We start from the raw sequence: 20345 nt of genomic DNA on the forward strand, positions 1-20345 counted from the left end.
CTAGCGGGAAGCCTGGGCAAACTGCTCGATGGACTGGACGAACTGGTCGACGGCGGCTCCCGATACAATCTTGAGCAAATTGTTCTCGGCGCCACGGTCTCCCTTGCTGACGCCGTCTTGAGCGGCGCCGGGCGTGAAGTGCGCCTTCAGGTCCCGGTTCGGATAGCTGAAGACCGCGCACTTGATCTTCACGCGGAGACCGGTGCCGCCGTAGTCGAAGTCCACGCCCAACGCGAGCTGGTAACCCCTGAGCTTGCGCTTCGCGAGGACATCCTTCGCGAGCTTCGGCGACTCCTCGTCCGGCGCCAGCTGAAACTGGCCCGCGCTTTCAAGCTTCGAGCGGAAGATTTCGAGCACCATGCGCTGAATTTCATCGCGACTTCGATCGCCGCTCGTCGCCACGGGCGCGATCGAGATGTAGTACTTGGCTTTCTCGTTCAGCGCCGGCTTGAAGGGGCCGTCGACGACAGCTCTCTCGGCGCGTGTTTCGCCCGACGAAGCCTCGAGGGCGGCGACGGCGCGTGCAATCTGCAACCGCACCTGAGTGCTCGACTCCTTGCCCTCTCCGTCGGTGCGGGCACGTAGACAGGACACAGCCGTGCTGCGACCGAGGCGACCGAGCGCGGCCGCGACGGCCTGCCGAACCGACTCGCTGGGATCCGACTCGAGCGCCGTGCAGAGCGGCGCGACGGCGTCGTCGTCGTTCGTCTGGCCAAGGGCAAGCGCGGCGTTCGTGCGAACACGGAAGTCGTCGCTCACGCCGGACTTCGGCGGGTACTTGAGCCGCTCCACGAGAAAGCCGGTTCGGTTGCCTCGTTGCGCAGCGGCGGGCGAAGCCGAGAGCGTTGCGACGAAAAGCGCGGCGAGCGCGGTCAGTCGAGCCAGCGTCATGCGAAGGGCAAGGGTACCACGACGAATCGCCACGCCGCGAACTTGCGCGTCACCGCTCTCACGCTCACCTCGCCCGCACTGTCGGTGCGGGGCTACGGAGTCGATGGGCTCGAGCATTCGTTGCGAAGCGATGACGCTACCCTTCCCTTTTCCTATCTCACCGAGTGGTCGCACTTCCGGGGCTGGTGTCGCGGGCTGGTGTCGCGGGCTGGTGTCGCGGGCTGGTGTCGCGGGCTGATGTCGCACGCTGCACTGGCACCGTCGGCCGCTGCTGGACGACGGGCCGGGCTTGACGGAGGATGGCAGTCCTCGTTGAGATGGGAATTGGACGGACGCCGACTCCATAAGCTTCACCGTGGGCTCGCCGCCGCGGCGCTCATCTTCGCCTCAGGGACGGCCCAAGGGACGAAGGTGAAGGTGCGTGGAACGACGAAGATCTCCGCGAACGCGCTAAGGGGACGGGTCGTCGCGGCTGCGCCCGACGCCGCTCCGGCCCGCCCGCAGCGCGCGCTTTTCGTTCGTGGCACGCTCGATGACGACGTAGGTGGTCACCTCGCGGGCCAAAAGGTCGAGATCACGGCGCGGACCGCCGATGGGTCGAAGGTGCGCTTCGGTGAGGGGGCGTCGGCCACGATTTGCGACGCGACGCGGGTCGGCCTGTCGAGGCTCTCGCCGGAGGCCGTCGTGACCGTGACCGACGACGCTGGCGGATTCTGCGCACGCCTCGTGCTGCCCGCCGAGCGCTACCTCGTCACGCTCACATCCCCCGGCACGCCGCTCCTCGACGCCGCCTCGCCAGACCTCGCCGCCGATCTTGTCCGCCGATCCGTCGCGGTGCGCTTCGACGCTCCGCCGAAGCGCCTCTCGCTCGATCGAGAGGAGCACGCCGTCGTGGCCCTGGCGACCTTCGAGGACGAGGACGACCCGTCGGTCCCAGCCAAGCTCTTGCCCCTCACGTTGGTGACAGACCGAGAGATCGTCATTGCGACGGAGGTCACCGAGGCAGCCGGGCGCGCCACGTTCCGCGTTCCTACGCGGGCGCTCGGCGAGCCGGGCCTCGGGAGCCTCAAGTTGCTGTTTCCCGGAGACGACGAGACGGGGAGCGCCTCGGCGACGACGAGCATCGAGAAGACAGCGCGCGTGTCGCTCGCGCTCGCCAGCCCCATTGAAGCTGTCGAGAGCCCCGAGGAAGGGGTGCCGATCACGGTGACGCTTTCGTCGCGCGGCGGCAGCGTGCCGGGCGGCGTGGTGGAAGCGCGTCTCGGCGATACTGTCGTGGGTGCGGCCCCGGTGGCCAGCGGCCGAGCGTCCTTCTCCGCGTCCTTCTCGGCGCCGGACCGAAAAGAGGTCTCCCTGTCCTTGCGCTTCACGCCCGACGCACCGTGGTGGGAGGCGCCCGAGGGACTCGGCGTCACGATCCCCCTCGTCGAGAGCTCGCCTTGGCGGCGCGCTCCGCTCGTCGCCGCCGCGCTCGCCGTCGCGCTCTTCATCGCCGTTGGACGGCTGGGGCGCGTGCGCACCGAGCCCAAGGCCCCGAAGTCGCAACGCGGCACGCGCTCCGTGGCCGCCCCCGGCATCGCGGTCGTCGAGATCACCAAGGACCCGCGGCAGGGCCTTCGGGGACGCGTGCTGGATGCTCACGAGCGCACGCCGGTCGGCGGCGCCCGCTTGACGATCGAGACGCACGACTTCACTGGCACACAGGTCATCGCAAGCTCATTCGCCGACGCCGAAGGCGCGTTTGAGCTTCCGCCCACGCGTCCCGGTTCGCGGGCTGACCTCGTCGTCGATGCGCCGCACCACAGCTCGTTGCGTCGGCCTTTGCCACCGCCGAGCGTGATCGAGGTCGCCATGGTCTCGCGGCGTCGCGCGCTCCTCGATCGACTCGTGGAGTGGGCGCGCGTTCGGGGGCGCCCCTTCGACGCGAAACCGGAGCCGACGCCCCACCACGTGCAGCGCGTCGCGTCACCCGGCTCCGCGCCGGCTCGCTGGGCCGAGGCCGTGGAGCAGGCGGCCTTCGGGCCCGAGGCCGTGGACGGCCGCGTGGAGGGTGAGGTCGAAGCGCTCAAGCCTCAGGAAGTCGCTGTTGCGAAGCTTCCTGTGGGGCAAACGAAGGAGGCCTGAGGCCGCGGCGCACGTGGCGCGCCGGCGCCGCCAGACACGCGTCGAGGCGGCGTCGAAGCGGAGGCTCCATTCTCGGCAACGCACCTGCACGTTTGCGTTATAGTCGGCGCCCGAACGCGGCCCTCGCCGCAAACGGAGCACGACGGAGCGGCCCTCGATGGACATGACGATTGTTCTGGTCGGTGTACTCGTTCTCGTCGCCATTGGTTTCCTCCTCACGCGCAAGAAGCCGGCGCTGCCGGAGAGCACCGAGGCGTCGAAGGCGCCGCTGCCGGCGTCGAACAAGTCCGTGCCGACGAGGGATGCGGAGGCCCCCGCTTCGATCAAGGCGAAGCCCGAGCCCATCGACCTCCCCTCGGCGGACGTCCTCCCGGCCGCCGACTCTCTTCCCAAGGCGGAGGTCCCTGCGCCGGCCAAGGCGCGACCGCGCGACGTTGCGGGCCTGCGCAAGGGCCTGGCCCTCTCGCGCGGCGGCTTCATCGCTCGACTGACGGCGCTTGTCACGGGGAAGAAAGAGATCGATCCCGCGATTATCGAACAGCTCGAAGAGGTACTGCTTACGAGCGACGTAGGCGTGAAGACGACGCACACGATCCTTGAGCGGCTGAAGGACGGCCTCAAGAAGAACGAACTGGCCGACTCCGACGCCGTGTGGAGCGCGCTGCGCGCCGAGGCGCTGCGCATACTCTCGCTCGACGGTGGTCCGCTCCGTTTCCCCGCCAAGCCAACGGTCGTCCTGATGGTGGGCGTCAATGGCGTCGGGAAGACCACCACCATTGGCAAGCTGGCCACGAGGTTCCACGGTGAGGGGCGATCGATCGTGCTCGGCGCGGGCGACACGTTCCGCGCGGCCGCCGTGCAGCAGCTCGAAGTGTGGGGCAAGCGCGTCGGCGTGGACGTCGTTCGGGGCAAGGAAGGCGCCGATCCGGGCTCCGTCGCCTTCGATGCCGCCACGAAGGCGACGGAGAAGGGCGCGGACCTGCTCCTGCACGACACGGCGGGGCGTTTGCACACCAAAGCGCCGCTCATGGACGAAATCAAGAAGGTGCGAAAGTCGATCGCGAAGGCCCTCGACGGTGCGCCCCACGAGACCCTGCTCGTGCTGGACGCAACAACAGGTCAGAACGCGCTGACGCAAGCGGCGATGTTCAAAGAGGCCCTCGACATCACCGGCATCGTGCTGACGAAGCTGGACGGCACGGCCAAGGGTGGCATCGTCTTGGCCATCTGCGACGAGCTCAAGTTGCCCGTTCGCTACATCGGCTTGGGCGAGCGCGCAGAAGATCTGCGCGAGTTCTACCCCGAGGACTTCGTCGAGGCTCTCTTCGGCAAGGAAGACGAGGTCGCGGCCGCCTGAACCCCCCGTCTGCCAGCTGGGAAAGCGTGGCCCGCGAAACGATTCGCATTTGAGATTGATTGTGTCGGAACGGGCGTGGTAGATTCTCGCCCACTCTTGCGACTCACCTGATTCCTCAATTCTTTTCAATACTTAGGACACCTAGCGCAGGTCGCGGCAGGTGAGTGGATGCGGAAGGGATTGCGATGAAGCAAACCAAGCCCGACGGGCAGCTGTCCTCGGGACAATCACGCAAGTGTGCGGCGTTTGAGCGTTGTCAGCGACGCACGCCTGTGGAGCGTTGGGGCAAGTCCGCCCTCTCGGCGATTCTGTGCCTGGGGCTCGCCCTCTGGGGCTCCGACGCATTGGCGCAGAAGAAGGGTGGCAAGCCCAAGCCCGCGCCAGCGGCCCCCGCCGCTGCGCCGGCCGCGCCCGCCGGGGGAGAAATCTCCCTCGACGAGGAGCCCGCGAAGCCCACCGCCGATACTCCTGCCGCCCCCGCCGCCGCCGCCGGCGGCGAAGGGGGCATCTGTGAGATCGACCCCTCCGCGTGTCCCAAGGCGGAAGACGTCAAGAAGGCTGCTGGCCGCGAGGTCAAGCAGGACCTCTACGCCGTCCAGCAGATCTACGCGCTCCGTGCGCGCCGCGTCGAGCTCAACCCGTATTGGTCGCAGACCCTCAACGACCAGTTCGTGGCGCACCCGGGGCCCGGCCTCGCGCTCAACTACTACCTGTCGAACGTCCTCGCGATCGGCCTGAACGGCACCTACTACACGAACTTCGATTCGTCGTTCAACGCCGACGTCCGCCGCTCGGCGCGCGTCGCGGTGCCCCTCAACGAGTACCTCGCGAACGCGAACCTCAACTTCAGCTACGTGCCCGTCTACGGAAAGTTCGCGGGCTTCGGCGACTTCATTTTCCACTTCGACGCCTACGTCGTCGGCGGCGTCGGTGGCCTGTGGACGCGCCCCATCGCCGTCATCGATCCGGACAACCGCAAGTTCGATTGGAAGCCGAAGATCGCGTTCAACGCGGGCGTCGGACTCCGCATCTTCTTCAATCGTTGGTTCGCGGCGATGCTCGAAGTGCGCGACTACGTCTACCAAGAGGAGCTTGAGAGTCTTACCCTCGCGGCGACCCAACAGAAGCAGCAGGATCCCGGCACTTGGTTCGGTGACAAGCAACTCACCAACAACGTTCAGGCTCAGCTCGGCATCAGCGTGTTCTTGCCGTTCAGCTGGGAGTACCGGCTTCCCAAATGACGTCCCAAGCAACGCGATTCGACGCTCGTGATCCGAAGAGCGAAAGCAGGACTGCGATGAACAGGCGAACGGTCACGCGGTCGTTGGTGGCACTGGCCGTAGGGGGGCTTGCCCTCGTCGGCGCGTCGCAACCGGCGGCGGCTCAAGAAATTCAGATCACCGGGCCGCTGGCAGGCGCCCCCGCCGTGCGCAAGCTGCGATTGCACCGTGAGGGTCGCTTCGAGGTGGCCCCGGCCGTCTCGTTCACCTTGCTCGACGAGTACCGGCGAACGTTGTTCGCTGGCGGCCGGCTCCAGTACAACGTGAAGGACTGGCTTGGCATCGGCGTCTGGGGTGCGTTTGGCGCGCTTCAAACAACCACCGACCTCACGGACCAGATCGACAAGCAGGCGCTCCGTAACTCGCGAACCGCGTCGAACGTCTCGGGCAAGCCGGGCGCCGATCAGTTCAAGAGCCAGGTTGGCCAAATCGATTGGGTCGCGGCGCCCCAGGTGCAGTTCGTCCCCTTCCGCGGCAAGCTGTCGCTGTTCCAGAACATCTTCGTCGACACCGACGCGTACCTGCACCTCGGCGTGGCGTTCGCTGGCGTGAAAGAGCGCGGCGACTGTGGCGGACAAGGCCAGCCGCTCTGCACGACGCCCCAGTCCTTCACCGCCGTGAGTCGCACGGCTGTGGCGCCGACGTTCGGGCTCGGTCTCAACTTCTACACGGGCAACCTCGTCTCGATCGGCATCGAATACCGCGCGCTCCCGTTCTCCTGGAACCGCGGCGGTTTCGACTCTCGCGGTGCGGGCCCCAACGGCAAGTACCCCAACGGCCTTGCCGGTAGCCCCGTGGTGAACTCCGAAGATCGGACCTTCAAGTTCAACCAGATGGTCACGCTGGCGGTTGGCTTCTCCCTCCCGACGAAGCCGAAGAGCAGCGACTAACGCTGCCACCGGCGTACCGATGGGCGCGGACTCGACCTTCGAGTCCGCGTTTCGTCATTTCGGGCCTTGGAAATTTCAAAACGGATCTGGCGAGGGTGCGACCTGCGCATTAACCTGCCAGCCTTCCGTGGTCGTCCGCGGTGAGGGATTCTCCGAATGGGCCTTTTCGATCTCTTCAAGGGCGGCGCCAAAGGTGGCGACGGCAAAGCCTCGTCGGCTGTCCAGAAATACGCCGACACCGCTACGGCAAAGCGCGCGCAAACGTACGAGCGGCAAGAAGCCATCGGCAAGCTGTGCGACATCGGTACCGTTGAAGCGGCCGCTGCTCTGCTGAAGCGCTTCACGTTCCAGATTGATCCGTCGATCACGGACCAGGAGGAGAAAGAGACCGCGTTTCGCGGCATCCTCGCGGTGGGCCCTGAGGTGCTTCCTGCCGTCCGCACGTTCGCGCAAAAGGCCGAGAGCCTCAGCTGGCCAATGCGCGTCGTGAAGGAGCTCGTCTCGGAGGATGACTACGTTCGTGAGCTCCTCGCGTGGCTCGCCCGATGGGACACCGAATACGCCAAGTTCATCGACCCGAAGTTGCAGATTCTCGCTGCTCTCGAGGACCACAAGCATGGTGAAATCCGTGCTGCCGTGGAGCGCTTCCTCGAGGACGTGAACGAGCCGGCCCGCTTCCACGCGGTCACGGCGCTCTTCGTCCAAGAAGACCCGGCCGCGGCGACGTCCCTCGCGAGGGCGCTCGCAGCGGAAGAGAGCTTCCGCGTGAAGAACAAGATCGTCGACGGGTTTGCGAGCCGCGGCTGGCTCGTCCCCGAAGACCTGCGCGACGTCGTGGCCTCCGCGCTGCCGCCCGGCGCGGCCATGGCATCGGACGGCGCGCTGCGCCGCTGAGTCACTGGCGCGAGCAAGACCACAAAATGGGAGAGGGCCGCGTCCCTTTGGAAGCGGCCCTCGGTGGCGTCGTTGCGCTAGCGGCTCACCCCAGCGGGATAGCCAACAGGACGACCTCGCGGCCTCGCGTCTGCACCCGGTAGCGAACAGGCTTGCCGTACTTCGAGCTGGCGTCTTGCTCCATGCCTTGGATGCGCTGACGGAACGCGGCGTCGGTGATGTGATCGACGGCCTCGCCGAGGGCGCGCTTCGCGCTGATGTACTCGCGGTAAATGCGCGCGTAATATTGCTCGGTGGGTTCACTTGCGAGCGCCTGAAGCGCCGCGGCATCCATTCCTTCGGTGCCGTCACCGCCGCCCTTGTCGACGGACATCGCGTCTGAAAAATTCGCCGCCGTGGGTGCCTTGGAAGCGCGCCCTTCTTCGTCGGTGGTGTCTTCCTCGATGCCCATGAGCTGGTTGAGCAGCTGGTCGATCCGATAGGCGAGCCCGCCGAGATCCGGGTGGTCGAGCTGGAACCGCTTGTCGGTCTGCCCATTGAGGATGGCGAGCAGGCCCTCCTCAAGCGTCGTGATGGGGCCGGTGATGAAGTTGCCTAGCAACCAGCCGGCGATGATGACCATCACGAGGCCAAGCACGGTGGCGCCCCCAATAAGGGGCAAGAGCATCCCGCTGATGTCCTCGAGGAACGAGGCCGGCACGGCGGCCACCACGGCGACGCGCTTGCCGTCACCAAATCCCTCGATGGGCGAGGCGGAGACCACAATCTTTCCAGCGACTTCCGCCGACGCGGCCGAGCCGCTCGAGATGGCGTTCTTGACGTTGCCCTTGGCGGGGCCCTGAATCGCTTGCGCGAGCTCCTCGGCCGCCTGCGACGAGCTGGCCACGACGTTCACGGCGTCGCCGGCGAGCATGACCATCTTGAGGCCCTTGCCGGTCACGGCTTCGCTCACGCGAGAGAGTTCGTCGTTGAGCGTGAAGCCAGCGGCAATCGCGCCGACGAGCTTGCCCCCCTCATCACGAACGGGGGCGTAGGAGGCGAGGTATTGGTCGTTGCGGGCGGCGTTGATCCACACGTCGGAGCCGCTGGTCCCGGCCGAGAGCGCCTGCTTGAGACCGGGGTAGAGCGTCGCAAGATCGTCGCCTCGGCCGAGGTTTGAGCCGTTTCGGCCGATGCTCTTGCCCTGCGCGTCGATGAGAACAACGAGCGAAGGAACTGCCCCTTGAAAGACGGCCACCTGCTTGGCAGCGGCCAAAACCCCGTCGCATAGCGCCGTTGCGGCATCGGCCCGAGCCGAGGGGCTCGCCTTGGCGAGGACCTCCATCGTGGCGGCTTCACCGGCTTTTCCGGCAAGCCAGCGCTCCATCCGAAGGCCATCGAGCTGCAACCGCGCCGAGGCCGACTGGGCGTCGCGCTTGGCGGCGGCCGCCGTTGCTGCGGAATTGCTCGATGCCGATACGAGGGTTCCTCGCACCAGGGCAAAGGCCAGAATTCCGATCAAGACGACGATCACTGCGTTGACGGCGATGATCTTGTTTCGCATGGGTGTTCGGCTCTCCGTACGCCGACTGGCGGCGATCCCCAACGAGACCGTGAAAATTCACGGGCGGGCCGGGGGATCACGCTCGAAAGCGCTCGTTTCAGCGAATTCGCCGGGCTCTCTGCGACATCCGATGCCTAAAGCCCGAGCGGTGAACACGCTAACACCCGCCCGGGATTCGCCGCAACATCGCTCGATCGGGGGGTGGCGTTGACACGCCGGTCTGGGAGGTCATCCGCTGCGGGCCATGGCCGGGATGCGAGCACCCTGATAGAACCGTTGAGCGATGGCGTCTGCTGTGGACCTGCTGGTCTTGGACGATCCGCGTTTCGACGCCCATCGCGCCAGCGGCGCCCACCCAGAGCGGCCCGAGCGACTCACGGCGGCCCGGGCAGCGCTCGCCTCCTCGGGGCGGACGACAGCGCCCGTGCTCGCGCGGGCGGTGACGCGCACCGAGGCCGAGGCGATCCATCACGCCGAGTACGTGGACGTGCTCCACGGACTGCGGGGCAAGAGCGCGCAGGTCGACGGCGACACCTTCGTTGCGCCGGGGAGCGTCGACGCGGCGGAGCTGGCGGCCGGCGGTCTCGTCGAGCTGGTCGATCAACTCTTGGCGGGCACGACGACCAAAGGGCTCGCGTTGGTGAGGCCGCCGGGACATCACGCTCGGCCAAGTGGCGGCATGGGATTCTGCCTGCTCAACAACGTGGCGATTGCCGCCGCGCACGCTCGTCGTCGGGGGGTCAAGCGCGTCCTCGTGCTGGATTGGGACGTGCACCATGGCAACGGGACCCAAGACGCGTTCTTCGGCGATCCGTCGGTCCTCTACGCCTCGACGCACCAGTTTCCGTTTTACCCTGGTACCGGCGCCGCGCTGGAGCGCGGCTCGGGCGATGGCTACGGCTACACCGTGAACGTTCCGCTCTTGGCCGGCGGCGGCGATGCCGTGTACCGCGCCGCCTTCGAGCGCGTCCTCCTCCCGGTCATCGAAGCTTATGCGCCGGAGCTCGTGCTCGTCAGCGCGGGCTTCGACCCTGCGCTGCGCGATCCGCTCGCCGGCATGGAGCTCTCCGCCGCGGCCTTCGGCTGGATGGCGGCGAGCCTCGCGAAGGCCGCCGACGCGTCGGCGCAAGGCCGCATGGCGCTGGTGCTCGAGGGCGGCTACGACCTGCCCTCCCTCGAAGCCGGCCTGCGAGCGGCCATCGATGGCATGGTCGACAAGCGCGCGCCCGACATCGCGCGTGACGCGGATGCCGTCGACGTAAGCCGTTCGGCGATGGTCGCGAAAGAGTTCTGGCGAGCGGTGACGTGAGCTCGCGCCGGGCGCAGCGACCGCGAGCCCTCGCCGCTTGGCTCGCCTTTGGCGCGTGCCTCGCCAGTTGCTCGGAGACGCGCGAGACGGCCCGCGCGCCGCGCGCCGAGGCGCTCGCAACCACGAGCGGGCCGTTGCCGTCGGCGGCGCCGACCTCGACTGCCGACGCTGGCCCCGATTCGAGCACTGGCGCGGGCAGAGGCTCGACGGAAGACGATGCAAAGCGCTTGAGCGTTCGCTTTCGTCGCGCCAGCCTCCCCGTCGAGCCCTGCGCGGATGCCGCACCCGAGCGCCTCGCGACCTGCGTGTTCGAGCAGGGCTACGCTCCCGACACGAAGGCCGCGGCGCTCGCGCGCTCTCTTTTCGAGAAGACCGGTACCGTCGCGGGGCTTGGCGTTGCGGAGACGATGGACGGCGGGTTTCGCGGCGTGATCCAGCTGGTTCCCGCTCCGCCACTGGACAAGGACCGGCGCCACCTCGAGTGGGCTGCGGCGGCACTCATCGACATCGACGACACGTTGACGCGTGTGGAGGAGCGGGCCGGCGTTCGCTTCCGCTACCGGCGGGCACCCGAGCTCTTGCTCTTCTTCCGCTCCGTCGGCCGGACGACGCCGTCGGCCTTCGTCGTTGACGGCAACATCTCGTACAACGTCGCCGGGTCGCTCCTCAAAGACGAGAGCTCGGTGCGTGAGACGCTCGTGCACGAACTCTTTCACATCAATGACGAGGGTTGGTCCGAGGGCGCGCTGCAAGGCGACTACGCGGCGATCCTCACGCGCTGCTTTCCGAAGGGAAAGCTCGCGGCCACGACGACGGCCTGCCTTGCCCCCTACGCCCCCAACGACACGGTCGTCCGTGGCGGAACGTACTACGCGTTCCAGCGAGGCAACGGCGAGAGCGTTCGCGAGTACGGCGCCGAGCTGGCGCTGCGTTGGTACAAGGAGCATCGCGCCATCGTGCGAGGCGAGGTGAGCCGAGCTGTCCCCTTTCGCTGCGGCCCCGAGGAGAACGCAAGGGCGTGGGCCGCCTTCACCAAGCGCTTCGCAAGTGGCGCCGACCTGACGCGGTGTCCTTAGCGCGCTCTTTTTGAAGCGGCGCGTTCGCCCACTGAACCTGCCTCAAGGCATCGGGTTGGCTGCGAAGAAGTCCAGCAGCAACTCGCCCCACACGAACGACATCGGCGCGGCGCAGCTGAAGTAGAGCGCGTGGCCCGGCGATGGCCCGAGATCGGTACCCCCGGGGAAACAATGGCCCGCGATGGCGACCGGCAGCGGCAAAGCGGGCGGCGTGATGGCACCGTCGTGCTCGAGGGTCTCGTAGACCACCCCCTTCGCGGCGCTCGCGAAGCGACGATGCTTGTGCGTCGCGCTCTCGGAGACTGTGGACTCGACGTGGGGCCCTAGCCACGCGAGCGCCGCGTCGCGTTGCTGCCGACCTTTCGCGATGGGCACGAGGCCGTCTTTGGTGCCGTGCATGTGAAGGATCGAGAGGGGCCGCGCCGGGCTGCGCGACGCATCGAAAGGGCAGTCGAGGCGAAACGGGGGCATGTTGCTGTCGAGAGATTTGGCGTCGGCTGCGGCGATGGGTGCCGCCGACGCGATCTCGTCGGCGTGCGCGCACAAGAGCCGGAAGGTCATGGCGCCGCCCTGCGAAAAGCCGGTCACGTGAACACGGCGCCGATCGACGACGAAGGCCTCACGGATGTCGCGAACGGCAGCCCAGACCTTGTCGTCGTCGGTGCTTGGATTCCACGAGGGCCCGAGGAGGCCCGTCGGCGCCGTTGGCTGGACCACGATGACCTTGCGAGCTTCGGCGAGCGCGCGGAGGCCCGTGCTTCGATCCTCTTGGTTGCCGTCCATCGTGAGGCCGTGGACGTCGAGCACGAGACCACAGCCGCCGACGCTGCACGCGGGCGGAACTTCGACCTCGACGGAAAGGCCACTGCACGTGAAGACGTGGTGGGCGGGCGTCGTCGTCGAGGCGCAGCCCACCGGGTGCGGCACGGGCGCGGCGTCGGCTCCGCCTCCGTCGCCCGGACCTGCGTCGCTGGCAGCGGCCGCGTCGAGCAGCGCGCCGCCATCGACCGCCAGGCCGGTTCGAGACGTCGCGCCATCGGCGGTGGCCTCGGCAGGCCCCGACTCGGCTGCACACGCGAGGGCGTGCGCGCAAACGGCCAAGACGAGCCACGGTGGGCTTGCCGAGTTCGCTGCGCTCGCCCTTCGCTTGGTTCCTCCGCTGACCACGTTCGCTGTGTAGCGCGATGCGAAAAGCGTCGCACGTCCGGCGCACTGTCTCCTCAAGGCGACACGGAAGCGCTCCATCGCATTTCTTTGGGCGGTGGGACGAGCGCGTCGAAAAAGGACCGCTATGCTCACCGCAAATTCGGATGCAAACGCCCTCTTCCCTGCCCCCCTCCCTGTCCCGTCTGGTGTTCCTCGCCCTCCTCCTCGGCGCGTGCAGCGGCGCCAGCAGCACGGAGCTCTTCGAGCGAGGCGCCGGCGGCGCGGCGCCTTCCGCGAGCCCGAGCGCGAGCCCGACCGACACGCCGTCGCCGGACATGACCGACGACGATGCCGCCGCGCAGACGCCCGACGGAGGCAAGAAGGACGCGACCTCGCCGACGCCGCCAGCGCAGCCGAAGAATCCGATGGCCGGCGCCGGCGCGGTGACCAAGGTCGCCGTGGGGTACGGCTCGCTCGAGGGCCCCGTGTGGCGGTCCGCGTCGAGCAGCCTCTTCTTCTCAGACCTCGACGGCAACTCGATCGAGCGCTTTGCTCCGCCAGCGACCTTCTCGACCTATCGCTTTCCGAGCGGCGGCTCGAACGGTCTCGCGGTCGACGCGCAGGGGCAACTCGTCGTGTGCGAAGGAAAGAACCGGCGCGTGACGCGCACGCCCTCGAACGGCGGAGCTCCCGAGATCATCGCCGCCGAGTGGCAGGGCGCGAAGCTCAATGCGCCGAATGACGTCATCGTGCGAAGCGACGGCACGGTGTACTTCACCGACCCCGACTACTCGGTCCAAGGAGCTCGCGAGCTCGAGTTCAACGGCGTCTATCGCGTTGGCCCCAACAAGGTCATGGCGCTCGTGGCCGACGACCTCGCGAAGCCCAACGGCATCGCGCTCTCGCCATCGGGCGCGACGCTCTACGTGACCGACGAGGCATCGGGATTCATCCGCGCCTACGACGTCGCAAGCGACGGGGCGACGTCCAACCCACGAAAGTTCGCCGAGGCGTCGCACCCCGACGGCATGGCCGTCGACGACACTGGCAACGTCTACGTCGCCGTCGAGACGGGCATCGCGATCTTTGCGCCCGATGGCAGCTCTTGGGGAACGCTGCCCGTGCCTCAGCAACCCGCCAACGTGGCCTTCGGCGGCAGCACTGGAAAGACGCTGTTCATCACCGCACTCGACACGCTTTATGCCGTTGACCTCGAGGTCGCCGGCCCGCCTTGAGCCGCGCCGAGGTGGTGTTGACGCCTGCCACGGTACCGCTTGCAATCATGCGGTTGCCGGATAATATGCCTCTCCCGGAAGTACGGTGGCCGTAGCTCAGTCGGTAGAGCGCTGGATTGTGGATCCGGATGTCGCGGGTTCAAGCCCCGTCGGTCACCCCAAGAAACCTAGAGCGCGGTTCACAGTGTGAACGCGCTCAAGACCAGGGCCAGTCGCGAGGAGCGGGCCCGTGCCGGCTCGCCGAGAACGGGCCTGCCTGACCCCCATGAAGCGGAAAGCCCGAAGGTCGACGGTCGTGGCGTGTCCTTTCTGTGGCGAAGAGGACGAGCTCTTCGTCGACCCTGGCGGCGGCGAGCACCAGAGCTACACGGAGGACTGCGCCGTGTGCTGCCGCCCTCGCGTCGTTCACGTGGAGCCAGGCGAAGCGCCCGGTGAGCCCCTCGTGTGGCTCGAGCGCGGCGAATAGGGCGACGTGCCCCGCCGCTAAGAGACAAGCGTCGACGCGAGGCGAACGGCCAAAACATCAAGGGTCGGGCTTGTGAGTAGACGGTCTCCCGCGCAAGTTACCGATGTCTGCGCAGGTAGGTTCGTTCCGAGCGGTCTGCGTCGCACGAGCTTTCTCGTGATCCTTTGACGGAGAAGACGCGATACTGCCCAGCGGGGGAACGATGATTGTCGTGCAAATGAACAGCACGTTGGTAGCCGGGCGCTATCGATTGGCGCAGAAGCTCGGCGCTGGCGGCATGGGGACCGTCTGGCGTGCTCGGGACGAGTCACGCGGCATCGACGTGGCCCTCAAGTTCCTGCACGACCACCTTGGGGGACGCGACCAGATCCTCGCCCGCTTCGCCCGAGAGGCTGAGCTGGGCGCACGCCTCTTCAGTCGCAACACGGTGCGAGTCCTCGATCGGAGCATCAGCGAAGAAGGCTCTCCCTTTATTGTCTACGAGCTACTCGACGGTGAAGATCTGGCGACGCAGCTCAACCGCCTTGGGCGCTTGGCGCCAGCGACGGCCGGCGAGGTGGTGATTCAAGTTTGCCGTGCGCTCGAGCGGGCTCACGCCGTTGGCGTCGTCCACCGCGACATCAAGCCCGCCAACATCTTCATGTGCACCGAGGACAACCGCCTCCTCGTCAAGGTGCTCGACTTCGGGATCGCGAAGGTGCGCACCAAGGCGCAGAGCAACGAACGAGAGAGCCTGCCTCCGGGTTCGCTCACGGGCACGCTTGAGCACATGAGCCCGGAGCACGTGCTGGACGGAGCTCCGACGGACATTCGCGGCGATCTCTACGCCGTGGGCGTGGTCGGCTACCGATGCCTGACGGGCCGCGTGCCCTTCATCGCGGAGGCCTTGGGCCAGCTCGTCGTCTCGTTCTCGCGAGGACCGGCCCCGGCCCCTTCGACGCTCGTCAGCGACGTGCCGCCTGCCGTTGATGAGTTCTTTGCCCGAGCGATCCATCGCGTGCCGTCGGAGCGCTTTCAGAGCGCGAGCGAGATGGCCAAGTCAGCCATCGTCGCCTTTCGTTCGTCAGCCCGCGCGCTGCCGGTGGCGCCCATCGTCGACGCGACAGACCGAAGTCCGCCATCGACCCCGACGTTTGCTCAGCCGGCTCTCCCGAGCATCCTTGATCCGCGCCGAGACGAGTAGCCGGCGCGCACGTCGGCGCTACTCACGACGCATCCAGAGCACGTAGCCCTTGTCGCCCACCAGCGGTAGGTACGTGCGCGGAACGTAGTGCTTCTCCACAAGCTCCGAGGTGGCGAGCCGTTGCTCCACGAGGTGCACGTACCGCACCTCGTTCCAAGGGTCGCCGGGGCGGCGCTCTGCGTAGAAGAGCAGCGCATCGGGTCGTCGATCGAGCAACAACGCTGCGTCGACGCGCTTCGACGTGTGACTCCCGGGGAGCGCCGCGATGGCCGGATCGGTCAGCCCCGCGAGGTCGACGAACGTTCCCTCGAAGACGCTCGACGGCCACCCTATGTCGACCGCGGCGACGCTGCCCAACCCTTCGAGCCAGGGACGAGCCCTTTCGGCGAGCGCGTGCCGATGCTCGCCGACGCGCCGCCCCACGGGCGCCGCGCCGAGCAGCAAGAAGACGCCGTACGCGAGCGCGAGACCGCCGCGCAGCGCCCGGGCCCACGCCGCAGCGAAGGGGCCACTGTCGCAAGCCACAAGAGCCAACCCCGGCGCGATCGGCACAAAGAGGCGCGCGTACGGCATCCAGTCACCGCCGACGAAAGCGACGGCAACGCAGTGGGCAACGGCCGCCGCGCCGAGGACGGCGGCTCGCCCTCCCGCGCGAGCCGCGGCGCGCGGCGCAAAAGCGACGATGGGCGTGAGGGCCGCGGCAGAGGCCACGAGGTAAAGGAGCCCCTGCGCCAAATCGGCGGGCTTGGCCACCAGAGCGAGCGGCCCAGGCCTCCCGAAGACGACCATGCGCGCCGCCACGACGAGAAGAAATGGCGCGCTCGCCAAGAGCGCGTTGACGACGGCCGAAGGGACCGCGCGGGCCACCGGCGCGATACGTCGCCGCGCAGCGAACTCCGCGCCGAGCGCGAACGAAGCCGCCCACACGACGAGCTCCGGTCGAAAGAGCGCGGCCATCCCGGCAAGCACCGCGGCCAGCCGGGGTCGATGCATCATGCATGCAGCACACGTGGCGAGGCCTGTGGCCAGCGGCGTCTCCATGCCGCTCGCCGCGTGCGCGGCCAGCGGCACGGCGATGACCACAAGAAGCGCCGCCAGTACGCCGTCGGTGATGTCGCCCCCCACGTTGAAGCGGTAGCCGGCGCCCGACGCGAGGTGGCGCGCGTAACGCACCGAGATCCACGCATCGTCAACGGTGAAGCCAAACATCGAGGCGGCGGCGACCGCGCCCAAGAGCGCGAGCCCCGCGGACCAAGCGAGCCGCGTCTTGTCACTGGGCGTCATGCCGCGATGAAGCGGAGCACATTCACGGTGACCCCGCGACGCCATTGAAGGGCGGGAGCGGTCGCCCGGCGCAATTGCGCTAGCGGGGCCTGCTGAGCCAGGCGGTGAGGGTGTCGCGCTCCTCTGGCGTCAGGCGCGCCTCAGGGTGGAGCGGCAAGTAGATCGGCAGCGGCATCTTCCCGTCTTTGAGGGAGGCCGCCGCCTTCTTGAGCTTGCGCGGCTGTTTCTCCGCAGCGACGCGGTCCCATTCCGAGAAGTTCAAGTGCTCTCGGCCCTCCTTGACGTCGTGCGACACGAGGAACGACGCCGGCGCGACGCGCGCATACCAAGGCCAAACGCTCTCGTTGGAGTGGCAGTCGTAGCAGGCGCGCTTTAGCAACGCCTTCACCGCCGGCGGAGCTTCGAGGTCCTGAGTCACGGGCGGATTGGTCCGCGATGCGGGCACCAGCTGCAGGACGAGGAGAGCCCCAAAGAGGGCGCCGAAGACCTTCACGAGCTTGCCCCTTCGCATGTCTCCTTATGGCACGGCGCACGGGGAGAGGCGCGGCCATTCAGAGGCGGCGCGCCAGTAGGTACGCGGCCGCTGCGCCGAGGACCGGCCCGACGGCCATCGCGAAGGCCACCTGCCCGATGGGCATGAGGCCGTGGCCCTCCGCCGTTCGGTTCGGCACCACGAGGAGCGCCGCGAAGTAGGCGACCGGGATCGCCACAGCGGTGACGAGAACGAAGGCCAGTGCGAGGAGCCCCGAGCGCTTGTTCATGGCGCCGAGTCTCGCACGTCGAAAACGTCGCGGCCACGCGAGGCAGGGTCTACGCTGCCGCCGTGCGTCTCATCGACGAGCTCGTGGCGCGCCTCGGTGCGCGCGATCCGATGTTCACGTGCGGGTGGGGCGATCGCCAGGCCCTCGAGGCCATCGTAACCGGCGGCCTCTTCGTCGCGGACGACGCGGCCGCGCCCGCGGTGAAGAGAACCCCCGCCCAGTCACGGTTCGCGGGCGCCCGGGCCCTTGATCTCGCATTTCCGTCACCAGCCACCTCGCTTCCGCCAGAGGTGAGCACGGCGACCGTTCGGCACCTTGAGCCGCTTCGTCCGCGCGAAGAGAGAGCGGCCGTCGTGGTCCTCGCCGCGTCGCGCGAGGAGGGTTACGGACTTCGCGAGGCGATTTGGTCGAAGCTGGCCACCGATGAAGGCGTCGACGTGTTCCTCCTTGAGAACGCGTATTACGGTTCACGCAGAGCGCGAGGGCAACGGTCAGCGTCGCTCCCAACGGTCGTCGATCAGTTGCGCATGAACCTCGCCACGCTCGCGGAGGTTGACGCGCTCCTGCGCCACTTCGCGAGGGAGCGCTTTTCGCGAACGGCCGTGACCGGCTTCAGCATGGGCGGTGCGATGGCGGCGCTCGCCGGCGCGCTCCTCCGACGCTCCTTCGCCGTCGTGCCCATGGCCGCGACGATTCGCCCCGCGACCATCTACACCGAGGGACTCCTCTCGAGAAGCGTTGCCTTCGAAGCACTCGACGTCGACGGTCGCGTCGTGGATGCACGGGGACGCCTCGCGGAGGTCCTCGACGTCGCTGACCTCTCGCGGCTAGCGGCGCCCGTGTGCCGCGCGGCGACCGTCGTCGTCGGGTGCACCGTTGACGGCTTCGTGGCGCGCGAAGGCACCGTCGCCCTCGCGGAGCACTGGGGAGCGGAGCTGCGCTGGGTGCGCGGCGGCCACGTCTCGGCTCTCTTCTCGGGGCGACGCGCGATGCGCCGAGCCGTGCTCGACGCCATCGAGCGTTTGCCCACACCCGTCGACCAAGCGCGGCACGTCAGGATGGCGAGCCCATGACACCGCCGGACAGCATCGGCCCGCGCTACACGTTTTTCAGCACGCGCCGCGCGTCAGGCCGACTCATGCTCGCCCTCGTGTGTGGCCTCTTGGCGGCGGCTCTGTGTCCGCGGCAGGTCGACTGGCACCTTCGCGGCGTGGTGGGCTGGGACGTGGCAGCCTTCGTGTTGCTCTCGATCGTGTGGCCGCGCATCGCTCGCGCCGACGCCGACACGACGCGCACCTTCGCGGGCGCCGAAGATCCGGGACGCACGATGGTCTTCTTGTTGGCTGTGATGGCGAGCCTCTTCAGCCTCTTTGCAGGCGTCGTGGTGCTTCGTCGAGCGCGCGCCTACGAGGGCGCCGAGTCGATCCTTTGGAGCACCCTCGCGGTGGCGGCGGTCATCTTGTCGTGGACCCTCACGCACACGGCGTTCACGCTCCGCTACGCGCACCTGTTCTACGCCAAGGGTCGAGAAGGCGGCCTCGCCTTTCCCGGCACCGAGCGCCCCTCGGAGTTGGATTTTGCCTACTTCGCGTTCACCATCGGGATGTGCTTCCAGGTCTCTGACGTCGCCGTGACCCAACCGCTCTTGCGAAGAGCCGCCCTTATGCATGCGCTGCTGTCGTTCATCTACAACACGACGATCCTCGCGTTGGTGCTCAACCTCGTCTTCGGCTTCTTGACCTGAGCAGAAGCGCGAGCAGGGCCGACCACGGGAGCCCGGGCCACGGGAGCCGGGGCCACGGCGTAGGAGCCGCGACGGAGCAGCCGGCATCGAGGCGCGCTGACACGCTCGTTGTCTTCTCTTGGGTGTCATCGTTGTTGTCATCGACCGACGCGGGCGGCGAAGGCGCCGCCGCGGGAGTGGCAGCGTCGGGAGCGCTCTCCGAAGGAGGCGACGGCGTAGCCATCAACGCGCCGCGCTGACCTTCGATGATGGAGCGAAGTTTCGCTTCGACCCCCGACAGCCGCACCGCCGTAGCCGTTCTCGTGCAATCACCGTTTTGGGACCAGTGGAGACCAGCAACGGTCTCTCTGCCTTCGTGCAACCAGAGCGCCGGCGCGCCTTCGTCGCGCAGGCAGGCGCCGCCGGCAGCGTAGTTGGTGACGATGGCTGACTCGGACAAGCTCTTGATGGTCCGAACGAGCGAGCGCCTGGTGCTGTTGCCATCGTCGGGCCCCAGCAGCGGCGAGCGCGTCGTCCCGTAGCCGACCTGCACGAACGCCGCGCCCGCCTTGAGTCGGTCATCGGCACGCGGAAGCAAGGGCGTGAACGGCGTGTCGGCCAACACGCCACGAACGGTTAGGACCGCGACCTCTCCCGTCGGCTCGCCGACGACGGTCACGAACTCCCGCTGCGCGACGTCGAAGTCGCGGCACGGCTCCTTGCGAGTGTCGTCGGCCATGCGAGCCACGGCGGCCGTTGCGCACGGTCCCGTCGTGATCACCCAGCCGATGCGCTTCGCGGGCTCCGTTGCCACCAACGTGCCGGTGCAGATCGGAAGAGGGTCGGCGGCCGCCCGGAGCAACGCGACGACCGAGCCGTGCGTCGGATCGACAAGGCCACCGACGATGAGCTGGCGCCTTTCGCCAAACGACTCGGATGGTTTGCTCGCCGCGTCTCCGCAGGCGACGGCGACCGCAGCGAGGAGAGCGACCAGCAGGCCGCGCGCGTGGAGCAAGGGGGGAACCTCCACCACGAAGAACGACCGATGGAGGGCGCTTCTTAAGCGTGCGAAGGGAGGACCGCGTTGGCGGGGCATCCCGGATCGCCAACGATCTCGGGTTGTCGCCGGGCGACGGGGGGAAGCCGCGCGGAGGCTCTACAAAGGGGCCCAATCGTAGGCTTT

General features: G+C 67.9%; 19 protein-coding genes and 1 tRNA gene. 13 read left to right on the top strand and 7 right to left on the bottom strand.

Going from position 1 to position 20345, the window contains the following annotated elements:
* Positions 1 to 891, bottom strand: coding sequence for a HEAT repeat domain-containing protein (locus IPG50_18525; GenBank protein ID MBK6694179.1), 891 nt, complete (start codon positions 889 to 891; stop codon positions 1 to 3).
* Positions 892 to 1203: 312 nt separating this feature from the next.
* Between IPG50_18525 and IPG50_18530 the strand changes: the two genes are divergently transcribed.
* From IPG50_18530 to IPG50_18550, 5 genes are all read left to right on the top strand, one after another.
* Complete coding sequence (locus IPG50_18530; GenBank protein ID MBK6694180.1) at positions 1204 to 3015, top strand: Ig-like domain repeat protein; 1812 nt, start codon at positions 1204 to 1206, stop codon at positions 3013 to 3015.
* A 157-nt stretch (positions 3016 to 3172) separates the two neighbouring features.
* Positions 3173 to 4372, top strand: a complete 1200-nt coding sequence (ftsY, locus tag IPG50_18535) for a signal recognition particle-docking protein FtsY (GenBank protein ID MBK6694181.1) — start codon at positions 3173 to 3175, stop codon at positions 4370 to 4372.
* A gap of 185 nt (positions 4373 to 4557) precedes the next feature.
* The gene (locus IPG50_18540) at positions 4558 to 5613 is read left to right on the top strand and encodes an outer membrane beta-barrel domain-containing protein (GenBank protein MBK6694182.1); all 1056 of its coding nucleotides are present in this window, start codon (positions 4558 to 4560) and stop codon (positions 5611 to 5613) included.
* A gap of 56 nt (positions 5614 to 5669) precedes the next feature.
* On the top strand, positions 5670 to 6542 hold the full coding sequence (locus tag IPG50_18545; GenBank protein ID MBK6694183.1) for a hypothetical protein: 873 nt from the start codon (positions 5670 to 5672) through the stop codon (positions 6540 to 6542).
* A 156-nt stretch (positions 6543 to 6698) separates the two neighbouring features.
* Positions 6699 to 7436, top strand: a complete 738-nt coding sequence (locus tag IPG50_18550; GenBank protein ID MBK6694184.1) for a HEAT repeat domain-containing protein — start codon at positions 6699 to 6701, stop codon at positions 7434 to 7436.
* An 85-nt stretch (positions 7437 to 7521) separates the two neighbouring features.
* Here the strand turns inward: IPG50_18550 and IPG50_18555 are convergent, their stop codons facing one another.
* The gene (locus IPG50_18555; protein MBK6694185.1) at positions 7522 to 8979 is read right to left on the bottom strand and encodes a hypothetical protein; all 1458 of its coding nucleotides are present in this window, start codon (positions 8977 to 8979) and stop codon (positions 7522 to 7524) included.
* Between the two features lie 283 nt (positions 8980 to 9262).
* Here IPG50_18555 and IPG50_18560 point away from each other — a divergent pair, with 283 nt between their 5' ends.
* Positions 9263 to 10288, top strand: coding sequence for a histone deacetylase (locus IPG50_18560; protein MBK6694186.1), 1026 nt, complete (start codon positions 9263 to 9265; stop codon positions 10286 to 10288).
* Positions 10285 to 11364: a hypothetical protein gene (locus IPG50_18565; protein MBK6694187.1), complete on the top strand. Its 1080-nt coding sequence runs from the start codon at positions 10285 to 10287 to the stop codon at positions 11362 to 11364. Before IPG50_18560 ends, IPG50_18565 begins: the two co-directional genes overlap by 4 nt.
* A gap of 42 nt (positions 11365 to 11406) precedes the next feature.
* Here IPG50_18565 and IPG50_18570 read toward each other — a convergent pair whose 3' ends face one another.
* Positions 11407 to 12531, bottom strand: coding sequence for a hypothetical protein (locus tag IPG50_18570; GenBank protein ID MBK6694188.1), 1125 nt, complete (start codon positions 12529 to 12531; stop codon positions 11407 to 11409).
* Between the two features lie 185 nt (positions 12532 to 12716).
* Here IPG50_18570 and IPG50_18575 point away from each other — a divergent pair, with 185 nt between their 5' ends.
* The 4 genes from IPG50_18575 (at position 12717) to IPG50_18590 (ending at position 15394) form a co-directional block, all read left to right on the top strand.
* The gene (locus tag IPG50_18575) at positions 12717 to 13745 is read left to right on the top strand and encodes an SMP-30/gluconolactonase/LRE family protein (protein MBK6694189.1); all 1029 of its coding nucleotides are present in this window, start codon (positions 12717 to 12719) and stop codon (positions 13743 to 13745) included.
* An 85-nt stretch (positions 13746 to 13830) separates the two neighbouring features.
* Positions 13831 to 13906, top strand: a tRNA-His gene (locus IPG50_18580).
* A gap of 104 nt (positions 13907 to 14010) precedes the next feature.
* Positions 14011 to 14211, top strand: a complete 201-nt coding sequence (locus IPG50_18585) for a CPXCG motif-containing cysteine-rich protein (GenBank protein ID MBK6694190.1) — start codon at positions 14011 to 14013, stop codon at positions 14209 to 14211.
* 217 nt (positions 14212 to 14428) lie between these two features.
* Positions 14429 to 15394 carry a serine/threonine protein kinase gene (locus IPG50_18590; protein ID MBK6694191.1) on the top strand — a complete coding sequence of 322 codons (966 nt, stop codon included), beginning with the start codon at positions 14429 to 14431 and terminating at the stop codon, positions 15392 to 15394.
* Between the two features lie 18 nt (positions 15395 to 15412).
* Here IPG50_18590 and IPG50_18595 read toward each other — a convergent pair whose 3' ends face one another.
* The 3 genes from IPG50_18595 to IPG50_18605 form a co-directional block, all read right to left on the bottom strand.
* Positions 15413 to 16678, bottom strand: coding sequence for a hypothetical protein (locus IPG50_18595; GenBank protein MBK6694192.1), 1266 nt, complete (start codon positions 16676 to 16678; stop codon positions 15413 to 15415).
* A 79-nt stretch (positions 16679 to 16757) separates the two neighbouring features.
* Complete coding sequence (locus tag IPG50_18600; protein MBK6694193.1) at positions 16758 to 17189, bottom strand: heme-binding domain-containing protein; 432 nt, start codon at positions 17187 to 17189, stop codon at positions 16758 to 16760.
* A 40-nt stretch (positions 17190 to 17229) separates the two neighbouring features.
* Positions 17230 to 17439, bottom strand: a complete 210-nt coding sequence (locus tag IPG50_18605) for a hypothetical protein (GenBank protein MBK6694194.1) — start codon at positions 17437 to 17439, stop codon at positions 17230 to 17232.
* A gap of 62 nt (positions 17440 to 17501) precedes the next feature.
* On the opposite strand from IPG50_18605, the gene IPG50_18610 reads away from it, so the two are divergent.
* Both IPG50_18610 and IPG50_18615 read left to right on the top strand, forming a co-directional pair.
* Positions 17502 to 18512, top strand: a complete 1011-nt coding sequence (locus IPG50_18610; protein MBK6694195.1) for an alpha/beta hydrolase family protein — start codon at positions 17502 to 17504, stop codon at positions 18510 to 18512.
* Positions 18509 to 19183, top strand: a complete 675-nt coding sequence (locus IPG50_18615; GenBank protein MBK6694196.1) for a DUF1345 domain-containing protein — start codon at positions 18509 to 18511, stop codon at positions 19181 to 19183. The genes IPG50_18610 and IPG50_18615 overlap by 4 nt, the downstream gene beginning before the upstream one ends.
* On the opposite strand, the gene IPG50_18620 is transcribed toward IPG50_18615, so the two are convergent.
* Positions 19155 to 20177, bottom strand: a complete 1023-nt coding sequence (locus IPG50_18620; protein ID MBK6694197.1) for a hypothetical protein — start codon at positions 20175 to 20177, stop codon at positions 19155 to 19157. The two genes, IPG50_18615 and IPG50_18620, sit on opposite strands and share 29 nt — an antisense overlap.
* Positions 20178 to 20345: the final 168 nt, after the last annotated feature.

Source organism: Myxococcales bacterium, assembly GCA_016703425.1.
GTDB lineage: Bacteria > Myxococcota_A > Polyangia > Polyangiales > Polyangiaceae > JADJCA01.

What these genes read in the sequence shown, in the direction of transcription:
- IPG50_18525 (MBK6694179.1), bottom strand. Translation starts at nt 891, where the DNA reads ATGACGCTGGCTCGACTGACCGCGCTCGCCGCGCTTTTCGTCGCAACG.
- ftsY (MBK6694181.1), top strand. Translation starts at nt 3,173, where the DNA reads ATGGACATGACGATTGTTCTGGTCGGTGTACTCGTTCTCGTCGCCATT.
- IPG50_18540 (MBK6694182.1), top strand. Translation starts at nt 4,558, where the DNA reads ATGAAGCAAACCAAGCCCGACGGGCAGCTGTCCTCGGGACAATCACGC.
- IPG50_18545 (MBK6694183.1), top strand. Translation starts at nt 5,670, where the DNA reads ATGAACAGGCGAACGGTCACGCGGTCGTTGGTGGCACTGGCCGTAGGG.
- IPG50_18550 (MBK6694184.1), top strand. Translation starts at nt 6,699, where the DNA reads ATGGGCCTTTTCGATCTCTTCAAGGGCGGCGCCAAAGGTGGCGACGGC.
- IPG50_18555 (MBK6694185.1), bottom strand. Translation starts at nt 8,979, where the DNA reads ATGCGAAACAAGATCATCGCCGTCAACGCAGTGATCGTCGTCTTGATC.
- IPG50_18560 (MBK6694186.1), top strand. Translation starts at nt 9,263, where the DNA reads ATGGCGTCTGCTGTGGACCTGCTGGTCTTGGACGATCCGCGTTTCGAC.
- IPG50_18585 (MBK6694190.1), top strand. Translation starts at nt 14,011, where the DNA reads ATGAAGCGGAAAGCCCGAAGGTCGACGGTCGTGGCGTGTCCTTTCTGT.
- IPG50_18590 (MBK6694191.1), top strand. Translation starts at nt 14,429, where the DNA reads ATGAACAGCACGTTGGTAGCCGGGCGCTATCGATTGGCGCAGAAGCTC.
- IPG50_18595 (MBK6694192.1), bottom strand. Translation starts at nt 16,678, where the DNA reads ATGACGCCCAGTGACAAGACGCGGCTCGCTTGGTCCGCGGGGCTCGCG.
- IPG50_18600 (MBK6694193.1), bottom strand. Translation starts at nt 17,189, where the DNA reads ATGCGAAGGGGCAAGCTCGTGAAGGTCTTCGGCGCCCTCTTTGGGGCT.
- IPG50_18605 (MBK6694194.1), bottom strand. Translation starts at nt 17,439, where the DNA reads ATGAACAAGCGCTCGGGGCTCCTCGCACTGGCCTTCGTTCTCGTCACC.
- IPG50_18615 (MBK6694196.1), top strand. Translation starts at nt 18,509, where the DNA reads ATGACACCGCCGGACAGCATCGGCCCGCGCTACACGTTTTTCAGCACG.